Source organism: uncultured Xanthomonas sp. (assembly GCF_964278005.1).
Lineage (GTDB): Bacteria > Pseudomonadota > Gammaproteobacteria > Xanthomonadales > Xanthomonadaceae > Xanthomonas_A > Xanthomonas_A sontii.
The window spans coordinates 567,292-582,145 of record NZ_CAXYKF010000015.1; the positions used below are offsets into that span (position 1 = coordinate 567,292).

Below are 14,854 nucleotides of genomic sequence, written 5' to 3' on the forward strand. Positions count from 1 at the left end.
GAGTGCCGCCGGTCTGCGGAAAGGTTGCGCGAGGCCGACGCGCCGCGCGACGCAACCTTTCGCCGCAGCGCCGGCACCCATCGACGACCACCGCTGCCGCGATGCCCCGCCGGCATCGGGCTGCGCCCACTTCGTTGCCCCAAGGACACCGCGTACCGCCATGACCTCGCCCACGCCGGCCGCTCCGAAACCCCCTGTGTCCCCTGCCGCCGCGCAGGCCGCCTTGCCGCGGCCGATGGTGTGGCTGCACTGGCTCACCGTGCTGTGCCTGGTGCTGGCGGCGGGGCTGATCCTGCTGCGCGAAGAGGTCGAAGGCCGCATGTGGCGGCAGTGGCTGCTGGAAGGCCACCGCCACTTCGGTCTGTTCGTGCTCGGCCTGTTCTGCCTGCGCGTCGTGCTGCGGATGCGCCTGGGCAAGCGCCACGACCCGGAGGCCGGTTCGGCGCTGATGCGCCTGCTGGCCGGCGCCACCCACGTGGTGATGTACGCGCTGCTGCTGACCCTGCCGGTGCTGGGCTGGGCGCTCAGCCAAACGATGGGCAAGCCGGTGCATCTGTTCGGCGCGACGCTGCCGGAGCTGGTCGCGCCCGATCCCGATCTCGCCGACACCCTTGGCGCCTGGCACGTGGACGCGGCCTGGCTGCTGCTCGGCCTGATCCTGCTGCACATCGGCGCGGCGCTGTGGCACCACCTCGTCCGCCGCGACGCGGTGCTGCAACGGATGCTGCCGTTCCTGCGCCGCCGCTGAGCCGCGTCTTCCTTCCCCGTTTGCGTCCGTCGCCGCCCCCACCCGCCCGCCAAAGGACTTTCCGCATGCACCAGGCCCCGTCGTCCCCCTCCACCTTCTCCCGCAGCGACAGGACGCGCGGCGCCGAGCAGGCGCTGCTGTGGTCGGCGCTCGGTTCGCTGCTGCTGGTGCTGAGCCCGCGCGCGGCCGCGGTGCCGGCATTCGCGCGGCAGACCGGCTCGTCCTGCGCCGACTGCCACATCGGCGCCTACGGCCCGGCGCTGACTCCGTACGGCATGCGCTTCAAGCTCGGCGGCTACACCGACAGCGACGGCAACGGCACCAAGATCCCGGTCTCCGCACAGCTCACCGCCACCCGCAGCGTGCCGGCGCGCGGCGAGAGCCGCACCCGCTTCAGCGAAGCCGACCTGTACCTGGCCGGACGCATCACCGACAACGTCGGCGGCTACGTCAAGGTCGCCAGGACCAACAACGGCAAGAACGACTACACCACGCGCCTGGACAACGTGGACCTGCGCGCGGTGGTCAAGAGCTTCCAGCTCGGCGGCAAGGACACCCTGCTCGGCGTCAGCGTCAACAACAATCCCGGCAGCCAGGATCCGATCGGCATGCTGCCCAACGCCTCCGGCCTGGGTCCGGCCTCGGCCTATGCCAGTTCGACCACCCTGCTCAACCAGTCGTCGCTGTCCAACCGGGTGATCGGCACCAGCGTCTACGGCCTGTACGACCGCAACTGGTACGGCGAACTCGGCACCTACACCGCACTGCCGCTCTCGACCCAGGACGACCTGGGCTACGCCATCGGCGGCGATCCCGGCAAGCTCAGCGACACCGGCTACCTGCGGCTGAGCTACATGAAGGACCTCAAGCGGCAGTTCTTCTCCGCCGGCGTGGTTGCGCTGACCACGCGCCGGCAGCTGCCGCGCAGCACCGGCCCGCGCGACGACTTCACCGACCTCGGCTACGACCTCAACTACCAGTTCCTGGGCACCCGCGAGCACATCCTCAAGCTCGGCTACCTCAACATCTACGAGCGCCGCCGCTACGGCAGCGCACTGATCGACCCGACCAACCCGGCCCTGGCCGGCCCGCGCCGGGCCAGCGTGCGCGACCAGTCGATCAGCCTCAACTACACCTACAAGCAGAGCTACAGCCTGCTGCTGGCGCACTTCATCAACACCGGCTCGGACGATCCGTTCCGTTACCGCCCGTACGGCGCGCCGGACACCACCAGCAACCTGATCAGCGCCTCGTGGGCACCGTTCGGCAAGGACGACAGTTACTCGTCGATCTCCAACCTGCGCCTGTCCGCGACCTGGTTCCGTTTCAGCAAGTTCAACGGCAGCACCGACAACGTGTTCGGGGCCACCCCGGTCACCCGCCCGCGCGACCTCAACCAGTTCGCGCTGAGCCTGAGCCTCGCTTTCTGATTCCCCCGCACGGAGCTTCCCCCATGAAACGCACCCATGCCCTCCCCCTGTGCACCCTGCTGGCCGGCCTGCTGCCGCTGGCCGCCGTGGTGGCGCCGTCCGCACGGGCCGCCGGCGGCATGCCCGGCGCCGGCGTGTTCGCCAGCGAATGCGCCGAATGCCACAGCGCCGCGCCGGCCAAGAACAAGAAGGGCCCGACCCTGTTCGGCGTGGCCGGGCGCCGCGCCGGCAGCGTGCCGGACTACGCCTACTCCGACGCGATGAAGCAGAGCCAGTGGACCTGGAGCGACGACAAGCTGCGCAGCTACCTCTCGCAACCGGCGTCCAAGGCCCTGCCCGGCGGCAAGATGAAGTACGACGGCCTGGACGATGCCAAGCAGTTGCAGGACCTGATCGCCTACCTGCACAGCCTGCATTGAACTCGCTGCCCGATCCGGTCATATTCGGCGCCCGACGGGCCGGCCAGCGTGCCGCGCCCGTGCCCGATTCCTGACCTGCGAGCATCGAGTCACCGTGCGTTTTTTGCCTGCCGTCCGCGGTGCCTCGTCCCGGCCACCCGCCGTCGCCCAGCGTTGCAGGACGGGCACCGCGGCCCGGCGGTCAGTGCATCCGTGCGCCGGCGCCGCGCTGGCCCTGGCGCTGGCCGCCCTGCATGCACCGGCGGCGATGGCCGGCGATGTCGGCGGCGCCGCCGGGATCAGCTCGCAACTGGTCGACCGCGGCATCGCCGTGACCCGCGCTACCCCGACCTTGCAGGGCGCGCTGTTCTGGCTGCCGGCGCCGGGCTGGTCGCTGAGCGGCTCGGCCAGCGTGGCGCTGGACGCGCCGGGCACGGTGCTGATGAGCAGCCTCGGCCTGTCGCGCAGCTGGACCGTGTCCGACAGCTGGCAACTGCAGGCCGAGGCGCTGCTGTACCGCTACCCCGGCGCGCGCGCCAACCGCCTGTTCAACCGCGACGAGGTCAGCCTGGGCTGGAGCTACCGCGACCGCCTGAGCCTGTCGCTGGCCGCCTTCCGCATGCCCGACAGCGGCCTGCAGCAGCGCTGGTACGGGGCGCTGGACCTGACCGCGCACCAGCCACTGACCGGCCCGCTGTCGCTGTCGGCCGGGGTCGGCGTCAGCCAGGCACCGCCGGCGCTGTACGGACTGGAGTACACGGCGCACTATCGCTACGGCCACGCCGGACTGATCTGGAACGCCGGGCGCTGGAGCCTGGAGGTGGACCGTGTGTTCAGCAACGCCCGCACCGGCTATGCCGACCGCGGCCTGTGGCCGTGGGTGGCCAGCGTCTCCCGCAGCTTCTGAGGCGAGCGCAACCTTTCCGTGCCGCCCCGGCACATACCGGTGCCCGTTGCCACACCTGCCCCCATGAACGACACCGACCTGCTCGGCGATGCCACCGACCGCATGCTGCTCCGGCGCATGGCCGCCAGCGACCGCGAGGCGCTGACCCGCCTGTACCGCGCCTACCACGGGCGCCTGTGCCGGTTCCTGTCGCGGCTGACCCGGCGCCCGGACATCATCGAGGAAGCGATCAACGACTGCTTCTGGATCGTCTGGCAGAAGGCCGGCGACTTCCGCGGCGATTCGCAGGTCTCGACCTGGATCATGGGCATCGCCTACCGCTGCGGGCTCAAGGCGATCCGCCACCACAGCGACGACGCCATCGACGACGGCGTGGCCGCCGAGGACCACGCCGCGGCGGCCGACCCGGACGAGGACCGCGAGCTGCGCGACTGGCTGGGCAAGGGCCTGGAACGCCTGTCGGCCGACCAGCGCCTGGTGGTGGAACTGGTCTACGGCCTCGGCCACAAGCTGGAAGAGGTCGCCGCGATCATGCAGTGCCCGGTGGGCACCATCAAAGCCCGGTTGTTCCATGCCCGGGTCAAACTTCGCAACGTGTTGCCGGGATTGGCCGGCGATGCGTCCACGCTGACGGAGAGCGCGTGATGAAAACGGGCTTCAACGAGCCGGGCAACGAGTGCGCGCATGCCTGGGACCTGATGCCGTGGGTGCTGCAGGACAGCGCCACGGAAGCCGAAAACGAGTGGCTGGTCGCGCACCTGGCCAAATGCCGGCACTGCAGCGCCGAGTTCGCCCAGCAGAGCCGCCTGCGCATGGCCATGACCCTGCCCAGCGACGTGCCGGTGGACGCCGAGGCCGGGCTGCAGCGCCTGCTGCAGCGCCTGGACGCGCCGGTTCCGCAGGCGCCGCCGCAGCGCGGCCGCGCCAGCTGGACTACGCGGGCGCTGGTCGCCGCCGCGCTGCTGCAGGCGGTGGGCCTGGGCGTGCTGGGCATGCGCCTGTCCGCCGAGCACGAACGCAGCACCGCCTACCGCACCCTTAGCGATGCCGCGCAGCCGCTGGCGGCCGACGCGATCCGGGTGGTGCCGGACGCGCGTATGACCCTGGCCGACTGGGACGCACTCTTGCGCAAGCTGCAGCTGCGGGTGATCGGCGGCCCCAACGCGGCCGGCGCCTACACCGTGGTGCCGACCCAGGCCGGGTCGCCGGCGCAGCCGCAGCGCAGCGTGCAGCAGTTGCGCGCCACCGCCGGCATCCGCCTGGCGGAGCCGATCGCCGCGCCATGAAGCTGCATCTCGCCAGCCTGCTCCTCGCCTGCCTGGGCCTGGGCGCCTGCGCCCATGCCGCGCCGGCGGCCGTCGCCGATCCGGCGCCCGCCACGCACGCCAAGGCGCCCAGCCTGGATCCGTCGCCGGCGCTGGACAGCCAGCGCCAGATCGTCCTCGCCGTGGCCAACCCGATGGCCGCGCCGAGCCGCCACGCCGGCTCCAACCTGCTCGGCTACGCCTCCGCCCGCTACTACGGCGCCGGCACCCAGGCGGTGGCCACCCTGGACGCGCTGAACAAGCGCTACGGCCTGCGCCAGGTCGCCGGCTGGCCGATCAAGGCGCTGGGGCTGTACTGCGTGGTGCTGGAGCCGGCGCCGGGCAGCGACCGCGCCGCGCTGCTGGCGCAACTGGCCAAGGACGACCGGGTGGCGCTGTCGCAGCCGCTGCAGGACTTCGGCACCTATTCGACCGACAGCCAGGCTGCGGCCGCACCGGCGCAGCCGCTGCGCTACAACGATCCCTACGTGGACATGCAGCGCGGCTTCGCCGCGACCAACGCGGCCACCGCGCAGGCGCTGAGCCAGGGCCAGGGCGTGGACGTGGCGATCGTCGACACCGGCGTGGACACCGCGCACCCGGACCTGCGCGGGCGCCTGCGCAACACCCGCGACCTGGTCGCCGCCGACCCGGGCGCGTTCAACCGCGACCACCACGGCACCGAGGTCGCCGGCATCATCGCCGCCGGCAGCAACAACCACCTGGGCATCGTCGGCATCGCGCCGAAGGCGATGCTCGACGTGTACAAGGCCTGCTGGTATCCGCAGCGCCCCGGCGCCGGCGCCGGCTGCAACTCCTTCACCCTGGCCAAGGCGCTGGCGGCGATCGGCGACACCCGCACCCGCATCATCAATCTCAGCCTCGGCGGCCCGGCCGACCCGCTGCTGCGCAAGCTGCTGGAACAGCTGCTGCGCGATGGCCGCATCGTGGTCGCGGCAATGCCGCCCAACGGCCGCCTGGACGGGTTTCCCGACGGCATTCCCGGGGTGATCGTGGTGCGCAGCAGCGCCACCGCCCCGGCGCCGGCGGGCGTGCTCAGCGCGCCGGGCGAGGACATCCTCACCACCCAGCCCAACGGCGGCTACGACTTCACTTCCGGCTCGTCGATGGCCACTGCCCACGTCAGCGGCGTGGTCGCGCTATTGCTGGCGCTGGCGCCGCAACTGGATGCGCGCAGCGTGCACGAGCTGCTGCTGCGCACCAGCCGCACGCGCGACGGCCTATTGCAGGTCGACGCCGCCGCCGCGGTACAGGCGTTGCCGCGCAGCGCTCCCCTCGCCCGCTGAAGGCCCCCATGCGTTCCTGGATTCCGCTCTGGTTGCACCGGCTCGGCGCGCCGCCGACCTTCTACCGCGTGGCCGGCGCGGTGCGCCCGTGGAGTCTGGCCGCGGCCGTGCTGCTCGGCGCCGTGGCCTGTTACGGCGGGCTGGTGCTGGCGCCGCCGGATTACCAGCAGCATGACGCCTACCGCATCATGTTCGTGCACGTGCCATGCGCGTGGATGAGCCTGTTCGTCTACGCCGCGATGGGGGTGGCCGGCCTGGTCGCGCTGGTGTGGCGGGTGAAACTGGCCGAAATCGCCTGCATGGCCTCGGCGCCGATCGGCGCGGCCTTCACCTTCGTCACCCTGTGCACCGGCTCGCTGTGGGGCCGGCCGATGTGGGGCACCTGGTGGACCTGGGACGCGCGGCTGACCTCGGAACTGGTGCTGCTGTTCCTGTATCTGGGCGTGATCGGCCTGCACCGTGCCATCGACGATCCGCGCCAGGGCGCGCGCGCCGCCGCGCTGCTGGCGCTGGTCGGACTGATCAACCTGCCGATCGTGCATTACTCGGTGGTGTGGTGGAACACCCTGCACCAGGGCTCCACGGTGCGCGTGCTGGGCCCGTCGACGATGCCGCTGTCGATGCTATGGCCGCTGCTGACCGGCGTGGTCGCCAGCAAGTGCTACTACGTCGCCAGCCTGTGCGGGCGCATGCGCAGCGACCTGCTGGCGCTGGAGCGCGGCAAGGCCTGGGTGCGTGCGATCGCGCTGCAGGCCGCGCCGGTGCCGGCGACGCCCGCCGATGTCGTGCCGCTGCCCGCGGAACACGCGGCATGAACGCGTTCTGGGCGATGGGCGGCTACGCCGTCTACGTATGGAGCGCGTACGCGCTGGCCTTGCTGGTGCTGATTCTGGACAGCCTGCTGCCGCGCCGCCGCCAGCGCCGCCTGCTCGCCGACATCCGTGCGCAAGTGGCGCGCGAACAGGCACGCCGTGCCCGCGGCAACGTTGCGACCAATGGAGCGCACGATGCATCCCACCCGTAAGCGCCGCCTGCTGCTGGTGCTGCTGTTGCTCGGCGCCGCGGCGCTGGCCACCGGCCTGTTCGTGCTGGCCCTGCAGCACAACGTCAGCTACCTGTTCACCCCCAGCCAGGTGCAGGCCGGCGCGGCCCGGGACTACCGGGTGTTCCGGCTCGGCGGCATGGTCAAGGCCGGCTCGATCACGCGCAGCGCCGATGCGCTACAGGTGCAGTTCACCGTGATCGACAAGGCCGGTGCCACCGCGGTCGCCTACACCGGCATCCTGCCCGACCTGTTCCGCGACAACCAGGCGGTGATCGCCACCGGCTCGATGCAGGGCGCGCGCTTCGTCGCCACCGAAGTGCTGGCCAAGCACGACGAGACCTACATGCCGCAGGAACTGAAGGACGCGATGGCGCAGGCGCATGCCGATCGCGCCCACGTCGGCAGCAACACCGCGGCGGCCGCTGCGGCGACGGCACGGCCATGAGGCCGATCGCGCCCCACCGCGCCGGGAACGACGCGCGATGAGCGCCGAACTCGGCCAGTGCGCGCTGATCCTGGCCCTGCTGCTGGCATTGGTGCAGGCCGTATTGCCGCTGCTCGGCGCCTGGCGCGGCCAGCGCGCCTGGATGGCGGTGGCGCGGCCGGCCGCCTACGCCCAGGCCGGCTTCGCCTGGCTGGCCTTCGGCCTGCTCGGCAACGTGTTGCTGCAACTGGATTTCTCGGTGCGCTACGTCGCCGCCAACGCCAACCTGGCGCAGCCCTGGTACTACCGGCTGGCCGCGGTGTGGGGCGCGCACGAAGGCTCGCTGCTGCTGTGGATCGCCATCCTCAACCTGTGGACGGTGGCGCTGGCACGCAGCGGCCGGCATCTGCCCGAGGCCTTCGCCGCGCGCGTGCTCGGCGTGCTCGGGCTGATCTCCAGCGGCTTCCTGGCCTTCGTCCTGTTCACCTCCAACCCGTTCGTACGGCTGTCGCCGATGCCGCGCGACGGCAGCGAGCTCAATCCGGTGCTGCAGGATCCGGGCATGGTGCTGCATCCGCCGGTGCTGTACACCGGCTACGTCGGCTTCTCGGTGGCCTTCGCCTTCGCCATCGCCGCCCTGCTCGGCGGCGAACAGCAGCAGGCCTGGGTGCGCTGGGCGCGGCCGTGGACCAACGTCGCCTGGGGCTTCCTCAGCGCCGGCATCGTTGCCGGCAGTTGGTGGGCCTACGCCGAACTGGGCTGGGGCGGCTGGTGGTTCTGGGACCCTGTGGAGAACGCCAGCTTCATGCCGTGGCTGGTCGGCGCCGCGCTGATCCACACCCAGGCGGTCACCGAGAAGCGCGGCGCGCTCGGCGCCTGGACCCTGCTGCTATCGATCCTGGCGTTCTCGCTGTCGTTGCTGGGCACCTTCCTGGTGCGCTCGGGCGTGCTGACCTCGGTACACGCCTTCGCCGCCGACCCGCGTCGCGGCCTGTACATCCTCGGCTTCCTGGTGCTGGTGGTCGGCGGCTCGTTGCTGCTGTACGCACTGCGTGCGCCGCGCCTGGCCGCGGGCAAGCCGTTCGCCGCGCTGTCGCGGGAGACCGCGATCCTGGTCGGCAACCTGATGCTCAGCGTGGCCGCCGCGATGGTGCTGCTGGGCACGCTGTTCCCGCTGCTCGGCGATGCGCTGCGGCTGGGCAAGATCTCGGTCGGGCCGCCCTACTTCGGCCTGCTGTTCCCGCTGCTGATGCTGCCGGTGGTGCTGCTGTTACCGTTCGGTCCCTACCTGCGCTGGGGCCGCACCGAACCCGGCGCACTGCGCGCGGTGGCCGCGCGCGCCGGTCTGGCCGCACTGGCCTGCGCGCTGCTGGCGTGGCTGTTGAGCGCGGGCACGCTGCGCGCGGTGGCCGGCGTCGCCGCCGCGGTCTGGGTCGGCGTCGGCACCGCGTTGTATGCACTCACCCGCTGGCGCAGCGCGCCGCGTGGCCGGCGCTTCCCCGCCGAACTGGCCGGCATGCTGCTGGCGCATGCCGGGGTCGCGGTGTTCGTGGCCGGCGTGCTGCTGTCGGACAGCCTGTCGGTGGAACGCGACGTGCGCCTGGATCCCGGCCAGAGCGCGCAGATCGGCGCGCACAGCTTTCGCTTCGATGGCGTGCAGTTGATCGATGGCCCCAACTGGAAGGCCGAGCAAGGCACGGTGAGCGTGCTGCGCGACGGCGCCGTGGTGGCGGTGCTGCATCCGCAGAAGCGCCTGTACAGCAGCGAGCGGATCCAGACCGAGGCGGCGATCGACGCCGGCGTGCTGCGCGACCTGTACGTCGCCCTGGGCGAACCGGTCGACGACCAGCACATCGAGTACGGCTGGACCCTGCGCCTGTACGACAAGCCCTTCATCCGCTGGATCTGGGCCGGCGGCCTGCTGATGATGCTCGGTGGCTTCGTCAGCGCCGGCGCGCGCCGCTTGCGTGCGCAGCCGGCCGCGACAAGCGCTACCGCGCCGGCCGCGCTCGCCGGAGCCGTACCATGAGCCGGTTGCTGCCGCTGGCCGCGTTCGTGCTGCTGGCCGCGTTGTTCGGGTTCGGCCTGTGGTGGAGCCGCAGCCACGACCCGCGCGAGGTGCCCTCGCCGCTGCTGGGCAAGCCGGTGCCGGCGTTCGCGCTGCCGCGCCTGGACCGCCCTGACCTGCGCAGCGGCAGCCAGGAACTGCGCGGCCGCCCGTATCTGCTCAACGTGTTCGGCAGCTGGTGCATGGCCTGCAGCGAGGAGCATCCGCTGCTGATGGCGCAGGCCCGGCAATTGGGTGTGCCCCTGGTCGGCTACGCCTACCGCGACGCGCCGCAGGACACCGGCGCCTGGCTGGCGCAGCGCGGCAATCCGTATGCGCTGGTGCTGGTGGACGCCGATGGCCAGCGCGCAATCGACCTGGGCGTGTACGGTGCGCCGGAGACCTTCCTGATCGATGCCGACGGCGTGGTCCGCTACAAGCACGTCGGCGTACTGACGCCGCAGGTGCTGGCCGACGAACTGCGTCCGGCGATTGCCGCGCTCGACGGAGCACGTCGATGAGCGTGCTGGTCGCACGGACGCGCAGGCGCACGCCGTGGTGGCGGCTGTTGGTGCTGCTGTGGCTACTGGGCGGTGCAGTGCCGGCCTTCGCCCAGGCGGTGGACCCACTCCCCTTCAAGGACCGCGCGCAGGAACAGCGCTTCCAGCAACTGACCGCGCAGTTGCGCTGCCTGGTGTGCCAGAACGAGAACCTGGCCGACTCCGACGCGACGCTGGCGCGCGACCTGCGCCACCAGGTGTTCGCGCAACTGCAGGCCGGGCGCAGCGATGCGCAGATCAAGCAGTACATGGTCGATCGCTACTCGGCCTTCGTGCTGTACGACCCGCCGCTGGCGCCGGGCACCTGGCTGCTGTGGTTCGGGCCGGCGCTGTTGCTGCTGGGCGGCGCCGCGATAATGCTGGCGACGCTGCGGCAACGCCGCCGCGCCCTTGGCGCCGTCACGACGGAAGCGGAGGACGCCTGGTGACGCCCGGCTTTCTGCTCGCCGCCGCCGCGATGCTGGGCATTGCCCTGTTCGCGGTGTTGCGCCCGTTGCTCGTCCAGCGTTCCGGCGCGGGTCGGCAACGCGGCGTCGCGCTGCTGCTTGCGCTGCTGCTGCCGTTGCTGGGCGCCGGCCTGTACTGGCGCGTCGGCACACCTACGGCCCTGGCCGGCGTCCCGCTGCAACCGCTGCCGCCGCCCGCGCCGGACCAGACCGCGCAACTGCTGCAAGGCTGGCTGCAGCAGGCCTGGGATGCGCAACAGGCGCAGCGCCCGCACGAAGCGCAGCAGGCCTATGCGCAGGCGCTGCGGATCGCCCCGGACAACGTCGAGGCCCTGCTCGGCTGGTCCGAGACCGACATGGCGCAACGCGCCGATCTCACGGTGGGCAGCGCCGCACGCGCCATGCTCGACCGGGTGCTGGCGCAGCAGCCGGACAACCAGCGCGCCCTATGGATGCACGGCATCGCCGCCTTCCAGCAGCAGCGCTATGCCGATGCAGCCGGCGACTGGCACCATCTGTCTACCTTGCTGCCGGCGTCGTCGCCACTGCGCGAGGCGGTGACGCAGAAGATCGCCGCTGCAGAAGCGATGGTCACCACGCCCGTCCCAGCGGCTAGCACCGAGCCGCGTTGAAATCGTCGCATCGACCGAATGGACGCCGGCGGTCCGTTCAAACGAAATAGTCCAGGGTCTGCTTCAACGTGTCCGCCGTGAACGGCCTGACAAGATACGCGCTCACTCCGGCCTCGCGGATTGAGATAATTTTCTCGCTGCGATCGTCCATTACTAGCATCACGAACGGCGTGTCTTTCAGTCCTGCGTCGTAGCGAACCCACTGCAACAACTCTAGGCCGCTCATCGGCTCCGTATTTGCGTCGGCAATGACCAAATCAATCCGTTGCGCGCGCATTGCCGCCAGCGCTGCCTCGCCATCGCTCACTTCCACCACGTCCTCGTAGCCGAGCTGGCGCAATAGATGGCGAGTGATGCGCCGCATCGTTCGGTTTTCATCGACTATCAAAATCTTCATGACATGCGCCCGTTTGGTAAATGGCGTTGTCGATGGTGCAGAAGTCCGGCGGACACCGCCATCGTCAACTGGCTGGTCGCCCGTGCATATGCGCCGCACGGGCGCATCAGCGAGGCGCGATCACGGGACATGCAACGATGCATCCCTGCCCGGCGGCGTACCGCGACCTCTGTGTTGCCGCATTCGCTACCGGGACGGTGTTCACTCCACATTTGCGCCGCAATAATAAGAATGAGTATCATTAACCAACTGCCATCCACCACCGTCGCCACGCGCTGCCTCGCTGCCCAGCCGGTGCCTTTACCACGGGCCTGCATGTCTTCTTCCACTTCGCTTCGCGATCTTGACGCTTCGGCCAAGCCGCCAGGGCGCACCTGGCCGCCCTGGCTGGGCGTGCTGGCGCGGACCCTGGCCGCGATCGTCGGCGGCTATGCGCTGGCCGCGGCCACGTCCGTGCTGCTGCCATTGCTCTGGCCATCGGTGCGTGCGCAGGCGGTGTTGAGCGGCATGATGCTGGGCATCCTGGTCTGCGCCTGCACCGCGCTGTGGGCGTTCGCCGCGCGCAGCGCCGGGCGCGCCTGGCTGGGCATCGCCGCGCTGCTGGCGCCGATGGCGCTGGCCATCGCCTGGCTGCAGCAGCACGCGCCATGAAGCAGGGATTCCGCCAATCGATGGCCTGGCTGCACACCTGGAGCGGCCTGCTGGTGTCGTGGGTGCTGCTGCTGATCTTCATGGCCGGCACCGCCAGCTACTTCCGCAACGAGATCAGTCGGTGGATGCGTCCGGAACTGCCGCGTGCGCAGCCGAGCACCGACGTGGTCGCCGCCCGCGCGGTGGCGCTGCTGCAGCGCGAGGCGCCACGGTCGCCGCAGTGGTTCGTATCGCTGGCCAACCCGCGCGCGCCGTTCACCGACCTGTTCTGGCGCAATCCGCCGCCGGCCGACGGCAGCCGCCCGGGCCGCAAGGAACTGTTCGGCAACGCACTGCTCGACCCGGTCAGCGGCGAGGCCAGCCAGACCCGCGAGACCCGCGGCGGCGACTTCTTCTACCGCCTGCACTTCGACCTGCACTACATCCCGGCGCTGTGGGCGCGCTACATCGTCGGCTTCTGCGCGATGTTCATGCTGGTGGCGATCATCAGCGGCGTGATCACCCACAAGAAGATCTTCAAGGACTTCTTCACCTTCCGCCCCGCCAAGGGCCAGCGCTCGTGGCTGGACTTCCACAATGCCAGCGCGGTGCTCGCCCTGCCCTACCACGCGATGATCACCTACACCGGGCTGGTCACGCTGATGCTGATGTACCTGCCCTGGGGCATCCAGACCGCCTATCCCGACGCCGAGCAGGCGTTCTATGCCGACGCCTTCCAGGAGCCGCAGAACCTGCGCGAGGCCAGCGGCACGCCGGGGCACATGCTGCCGATCGCGCAACTGCTGGACGTGGCCCGCCGCGAATGGGGCGCGCAGGCGCCGATCGCCGGCTTCACCGTGTACAACGCCGGCGACGCCGCCGCGGCGATCCAGATCCGCCAGGGCGACGGCCAGCGGTTGGGCTACAGCACACCGTCGCTGCTGCTGGACGCGGCAAGCGGGCAGATCCTCGGCCGCAGCGGCGAACTCGGCGTCGCCGCGGAAACCCGCAGCACCCTGTACGGCCTGCATCTGGCGCACTTCGCCGGTCCCTGGCTGCGCTGGCTGTTCTTCGGCTGCGGCCTGCTCGGCTGCCTGATGGTGGCCAGCGGCGCGATCCTGTGGGCGGTCAAGGAGCGGCCCAAGCACGCCAAGGCCGGCCGCATCGGCATGGGCATGCGTCTGGTCGACGCACTCAACATCGGCACCGTGGCCGGGCTGCCGATCGCCTTCGCCGCCTATTTCTGGGGCAACCGGCTGCTGCCGCTGCACCTGGAATCGCGCCCGGAAAGCGAAGCGGCGGTGTTCTTCCTGGCCTGGGCCGCGGCCCTGGTCGCCGCGCAGGTGTGGCCGAAGCGCGCGATGTGGGCCTGGCAACTGTACGCGGGCGCGGCACTGTTCGGCCTGCTGCCGCTGCTCAACGCCGTCACCACCGATGCGCACCTGGGGGTGAGCCTGCTGGCCGGCGACTGGGCGCTGGCCGGATTCGACCTGGTCTGCCTGTTCCTCGGTATCGCGCTGGCGCTGGCCGCGCGGCGCATGCAGCGCTGGCAACCGCCGCTGTCGGCGGCCGAACGCCGCGCCCGCGACCGCGGCGGATCCGGCAAGCCGGTCCTGGCAACGGAGGCCGCATGACCGTCCTCGGCCTGTGCCTGGCCTTCTCCGGCTTCGTCGCGCTGTGCCTGGGCATGGAGAAGCACCAACTCGACCTGTACGGCGCACGCCGCGCCACCGCGCCGCGCCTGCGGCAACTGCAGGCCGCCGGCTGGCTGCTGCTGGGCACGGCGTTCGCCTGCTGCGTGGCCGCGCGCGGCTGGGGCATCGGCCCGGTACTGTGGGTGGGCTCGCTCAGCGCCAGCGCGGCGCTGCTGACCCTGGGCCTGCTGCCGTACCGGCCGCGGCTGATCGTGCCGCTGGCGTTGCTGGCGCCGCCGCTGGGCGTGGGCGCCGCGTTGTTGGGATAAGCGCGCGCCCGGCTGTTCAGCGGTCGGCGGTCACCGTCGGTGCCCGCAGTTCGGCCGCGGTGCGCGCGCCGGCGAACACCAGCACCAGCCCCGCCGCCAGGGTGATCGCCAGGTACAACGGCACCATGCCGAGGCGGCCGTTACGCACGAACACCATGCTTTCCATCATCAGCGAGGAGAACGTGGTCAGCCCGCCGACCAGGCCGACGATCAGCAGCGCCCGCCAGTACGGCGCGCTGGCGCCGCGGCCTTCGATCCACACCAGCAGGAAGCCGCCGACGAAGGCGCCGGCCAGGTTCACCGCCAGCGTGCCCCACGGGAAGCCGGCGCCGTAGCGCTGCAGCAGCGCACTGCCCACCGCGAAGCGCAGACCGGAGCCGACCGCACCGCCGGCCATCGCCAGCAGCAATTGCTGCCACCACAGGGTCAGGTTCATGCGCGCCTCCGCGAAACGAACGCGGGAGCGGCAGCAGAAAAAAGAGAAGGAACGGGCATCGGATTCTCCACAAGGACGATGCCGGGGCGCACGCCTGCCACCCCGGCGGGGATTGGGCAGGCATCATCAGCGCGCAATGCTGCGGGCGGTTCGAGGAGGAATGCCATCTCCTGTGCGCCG

Annotated in this window: 19 protein-coding genes and 1 riboswitch; of the genes, 17 read left to right on the plus strand and 2 right to left on the minus strand. The window is 71.0% G+C overall.

Going from position 1 to position 14,854, the window contains the following annotated elements:
• Positions 1–235 precede the first annotated feature (235 nt).
• The 14 genes from ACHWVH_RS10975 to ACHWVH_RS11040 all read left to right on the plus strand — a co-directional run bounded on the left by ACHWVH_RS10975 (position 236) and on the right by ACHWVH_RS11040 (position 11,248).
• Positions 236–748 carry a cytochrome b/b6 domain-containing protein gene (locus ACHWVH_RS10975; protein WP_343229593.1) on the plus strand — a complete coding sequence of 171 codons (513 nt, stop codon included), beginning with the start codon at positions 236–238 and terminating at the stop codon, positions 746–748.
• A gap of 65 nt (positions 749–813) precedes the next feature.
• The gene (locus ACHWVH_RS10980; protein WP_295925758.1) at positions 814–2,178 is read left to right on the plus strand and encodes a cytochrome C; all 1,365 of its coding nucleotides are present in this window, start codon (positions 814–816) and stop codon (positions 2,176–2,178) included.
• A gap of 23 nt (positions 2,179–2,201) precedes the next feature.
• Positions 2,202–2,597 (plus strand): cytochrome c family protein, encoded by a 396-nt coding sequence (locus ACHWVH_RS10985; RefSeq protein ID WP_017909882.1) that lies wholly within the window; start codon positions 2,202–2,204, stop codon positions 2,595–2,597.
• A 184-nt stretch (positions 2,598–2,781) separates the two neighbouring features.
• The gene (locus tag ACHWVH_RS10990; RefSeq protein ID WP_295925761.1) at positions 2,782–3,483 is read left to right on the plus strand and encodes a hypothetical protein; all 702 of its coding nucleotides are present in this window, start codon (positions 2,782–2,784) and stop codon (positions 3,481–3,483) included.
• A 63-nt stretch (positions 3,484–3,546) separates the two neighbouring features.
• Positions 3,547–4,128, plus strand: a complete 582-nt coding sequence (locus tag ACHWVH_RS10995; RefSeq protein WP_017913785.1) for an RNA polymerase sigma factor — start codon at positions 3,547–3,549, stop codon at positions 4,126–4,128.
• Complete coding sequence (locus tag ACHWVH_RS11000) at positions 4,128–4,769, plus strand: zf-HC2 domain-containing protein (RefSeq protein WP_150409100.1); 642 nt, start codon at positions 4,128–4,130, stop codon at positions 4,767–4,769. Before ACHWVH_RS10995 ends, ACHWVH_RS11000 begins: the two co-directional genes overlap by 1 nt.
• Complete coding sequence (locus ACHWVH_RS11005) at positions 4,766–6,094, plus strand: S8 family serine peptidase (RefSeq protein ID WP_295925764.1); 1,329 nt, start codon at positions 4,766–4,768, stop codon at positions 6,092–6,094. The genes ACHWVH_RS11000 and ACHWVH_RS11005 overlap by 4 nt, the downstream gene beginning before the upstream one ends.
• Before the next feature lie 8 nt (positions 6,095–6,102).
• Positions 6,103–6,909 (plus strand): heme ABC transporter permease, encoded by an 807-nt coding sequence (locus tag ACHWVH_RS11010; RefSeq protein ID WP_295925767.1) that lies wholly within the window; start codon positions 6,103–6,105, stop codon positions 6,907–6,909.
• Positions 6,906–7,118 (plus strand): heme exporter protein CcmD, encoded by a 213-nt coding sequence (gene ccmD, locus ACHWVH_RS11015; RefSeq protein WP_267085309.1) that lies wholly within the window; start codon positions 6,906–6,908, stop codon positions 7,116–7,118. Before ACHWVH_RS11010 ends, ccmD begins: the two co-directional genes overlap by 4 nt.
• Positions 7,102–7,584, plus strand: a complete 483-nt coding sequence (ccmE, locus tag ACHWVH_RS11020) for a cytochrome c maturation protein CcmE (protein ID WP_295925773.1) — start codon at positions 7,102–7,104, stop codon at positions 7,582–7,584. The genes ccmD and ccmE overlap by 17 nt, the downstream gene beginning before the upstream one ends.
• A gap of 37 nt (positions 7,585–7,621) precedes the next feature.
• Entirely contained in the window at positions 7,622–9,592 is a 1,971-nt protein-coding gene (locus ACHWVH_RS11025; RefSeq protein ID WP_394687154.1) for a heme lyase CcmF/NrfE family subunit, read from the plus strand.
• Positions 9,589–10,131, plus strand: a complete 543-nt coding sequence (locus tag ACHWVH_RS11030) for a DsbE family thiol:disulfide interchange protein (protein WP_394687155.1) — start codon at positions 9,589–9,591, stop codon at positions 10,129–10,131. Before ACHWVH_RS11025 ends, ACHWVH_RS11030 begins: the two co-directional genes overlap by 4 nt.
• Positions 10,128–10,598, plus strand: coding sequence for a cytochrome c-type biogenesis protein (locus tag ACHWVH_RS11035; protein ID WP_267118165.1), 471 nt, complete (start codon positions 10,128–10,130; stop codon positions 10,596–10,598). The genes ACHWVH_RS11030 and ACHWVH_RS11035 overlap by 4 nt, the downstream gene beginning before the upstream one ends.
• Entirely contained in the window at positions 10,595–11,248 is a 654-nt protein-coding gene (locus ACHWVH_RS11040) for a tetratricopeptide repeat protein (RefSeq protein ID WP_295907252.1), read from the plus strand. Before ACHWVH_RS11035 ends, ACHWVH_RS11040 begins: the two co-directional genes overlap by 4 nt.
• A 37-nt stretch (positions 11,249–11,285) precedes the next feature.
• On the opposite strand, the gene ACHWVH_RS11045 is transcribed toward ACHWVH_RS11040, so the two are convergent.
• Complete coding sequence (locus ACHWVH_RS11045) at positions 11,286–11,645, minus strand: response regulator (protein ID WP_152181338.1); 360 nt, start codon at positions 11,643–11,645, stop codon at positions 11,286–11,288.
• A gap of 315 nt (positions 11,646–11,960) precedes the next feature.
• On the opposite strand from ACHWVH_RS11045, the gene ACHWVH_RS11050 reads away from it, so the two are divergent.
• Genes ACHWVH_RS11050 through ACHWVH_RS11060 form a run of 3 tightly spaced genes read left to right on the plus strand, consistent with a single transcriptional unit; the run spans position 11,961 to position 14,238 of the window.
• On the plus strand, positions 11,961–12,296 hold the full coding sequence (locus tag ACHWVH_RS11050; RefSeq protein ID WP_267085304.1) for a DUF3649 domain-containing protein: 336 nt from the start codon (positions 11,961–11,963) through the stop codon (positions 12,294–12,296).
• Positions 12,293–13,909 carry a PepSY-associated TM helix domain-containing protein gene (locus ACHWVH_RS11055; protein WP_394687156.1) on the plus strand — a complete coding sequence of 539 codons (1,617 nt, stop codon included), beginning with the start codon at positions 12,293–12,295 and terminating at the stop codon, positions 13,907–13,909. The genes ACHWVH_RS11050 and ACHWVH_RS11055 overlap by 4 nt, the downstream gene beginning before the upstream one ends.
• Positions 13,906–14,238, plus strand: coding sequence for a DUF3325 domain-containing protein (locus ACHWVH_RS11060; RefSeq protein ID WP_043091995.1), 333 nt, complete (start codon positions 13,906–13,908; stop codon positions 14,236–14,238). Before ACHWVH_RS11055 ends, ACHWVH_RS11060 begins: the two co-directional genes overlap by 4 nt.
• A gap of 16 nt (positions 14,239–14,254) precedes the next feature.
• Here ACHWVH_RS11060 and crcB read toward each other — a convergent pair whose 3' ends face one another.
• Entirely contained in the window at positions 14,255–14,674 is a 420-nt protein-coding gene (gene crcB, locus ACHWVH_RS11065; protein ID WP_017909551.1) for a fluoride efflux transporter CrcB, read from the minus strand.
• Between the two features lie 110 nt (positions 14,675–14,784).
• Positions 14,785–14,854, minus strand: a riboswitch (Fluoride riboswitch).

Coding starts and splice junctions, on each gene's coding strand:
- ACHWVH_RS10975 (WP_343229593.1), top strand. CDS start 236: ATGGTGTGGCTGCACTGGCTCACCGTGCTGTGCCTGGTGCTGGCGGCG.
- ACHWVH_RS10980 (WP_295925758.1), top strand. CDS start 814: ATGCACCAGGCCCCGTCGTCCCCCTCCACCTTCTCCCGCAGCGACAGG.
- ACHWVH_RS10985 (WP_017909882.1), top strand. CDS start 2,202: ATGAAACGCACCCATGCCCTCCCCCTGTGCACCCTGCTGGCCGGCCTG.
- ACHWVH_RS10995 (WP_017913785.1), top strand. CDS start 3,547: ATGAACGACACCGACCTGCTCGGCGATGCCACCGACCGCATGCTGCTC.
- ACHWVH_RS11000 (WP_150409100.1), top strand. CDS start 4,128: ATGAAAACGGGCTTCAACGAGCCGGGCAACGAGTGCGCGCATGCCTGG.
- ACHWVH_RS11005 (WP_295925764.1), top strand. CDS start 4,766: ATGAAGCTGCATCTCGCCAGCCTGCTCCTCGCCTGCCTGGGCCTGGGC.
- ACHWVH_RS11010 (WP_295925767.1), top strand. CDS start 6,103: ATGCGTTCCTGGATTCCGCTCTGGTTGCACCGGCTCGGCGCGCCGCCG.
- ccmD (WP_267085309.1), top strand. CDS start 6,906: ATGAACGCGTTCTGGGCGATGGGCGGCTACGCCGTCTACGTATGGAGC.
- ccmE (WP_295925773.1), top strand. CDS start 7,102: ATGCATCCCACCCGTAAGCGCCGCCTGCTGCTGGTGCTGCTGTTGCTC.
- ACHWVH_RS11025 (WP_394687154.1), top strand. CDS start 7,622: ATGAGCGCCGAACTCGGCCAGTGCGCGCTGATCCTGGCCCTGCTGCTG.
- ACHWVH_RS11030 (WP_394687155.1), top strand. CDS start 9,589: ATGAGCCGGTTGCTGCCGCTGGCCGCGTTCGTGCTGCTGGCCGCGTTG.
- ACHWVH_RS11035 (WP_267118165.1), top strand. CDS start 10,128: ATGAGCGTGCTGGTCGCACGGACGCGCAGGCGCACGCCGTGGTGGCGG.
- ACHWVH_RS11045 (WP_152181338.1), bottom strand. CDS start 11,645: ATGAAGATTTTGATAGTCGATGAAAACCGAACGATGCGGCGCATCACT.
- ACHWVH_RS11050 (WP_267085304.1), top strand. CDS start 11,961: ATGTCTTCTTCCACTTCGCTTCGCGATCTTGACGCTTCGGCCAAGCCG.
- ACHWVH_RS11055 (WP_394687156.1), top strand. CDS start 12,293: ATGAAGCAGGGATTCCGCCAATCGATGGCCTGGCTGCACACCTGGAGC.
- ACHWVH_RS11060 (WP_043091995.1), top strand. CDS start 13,906: ATGACCGTCCTCGGCCTGTGCCTGGCCTTCTCCGGCTTCGTCGCGCTG.
- crcB (WP_017909551.1), bottom strand. CDS start 14,674: ATGAACCTGACCCTGTGGTGGCAGCAATTGCTGCTGGCGATGGCCGGC.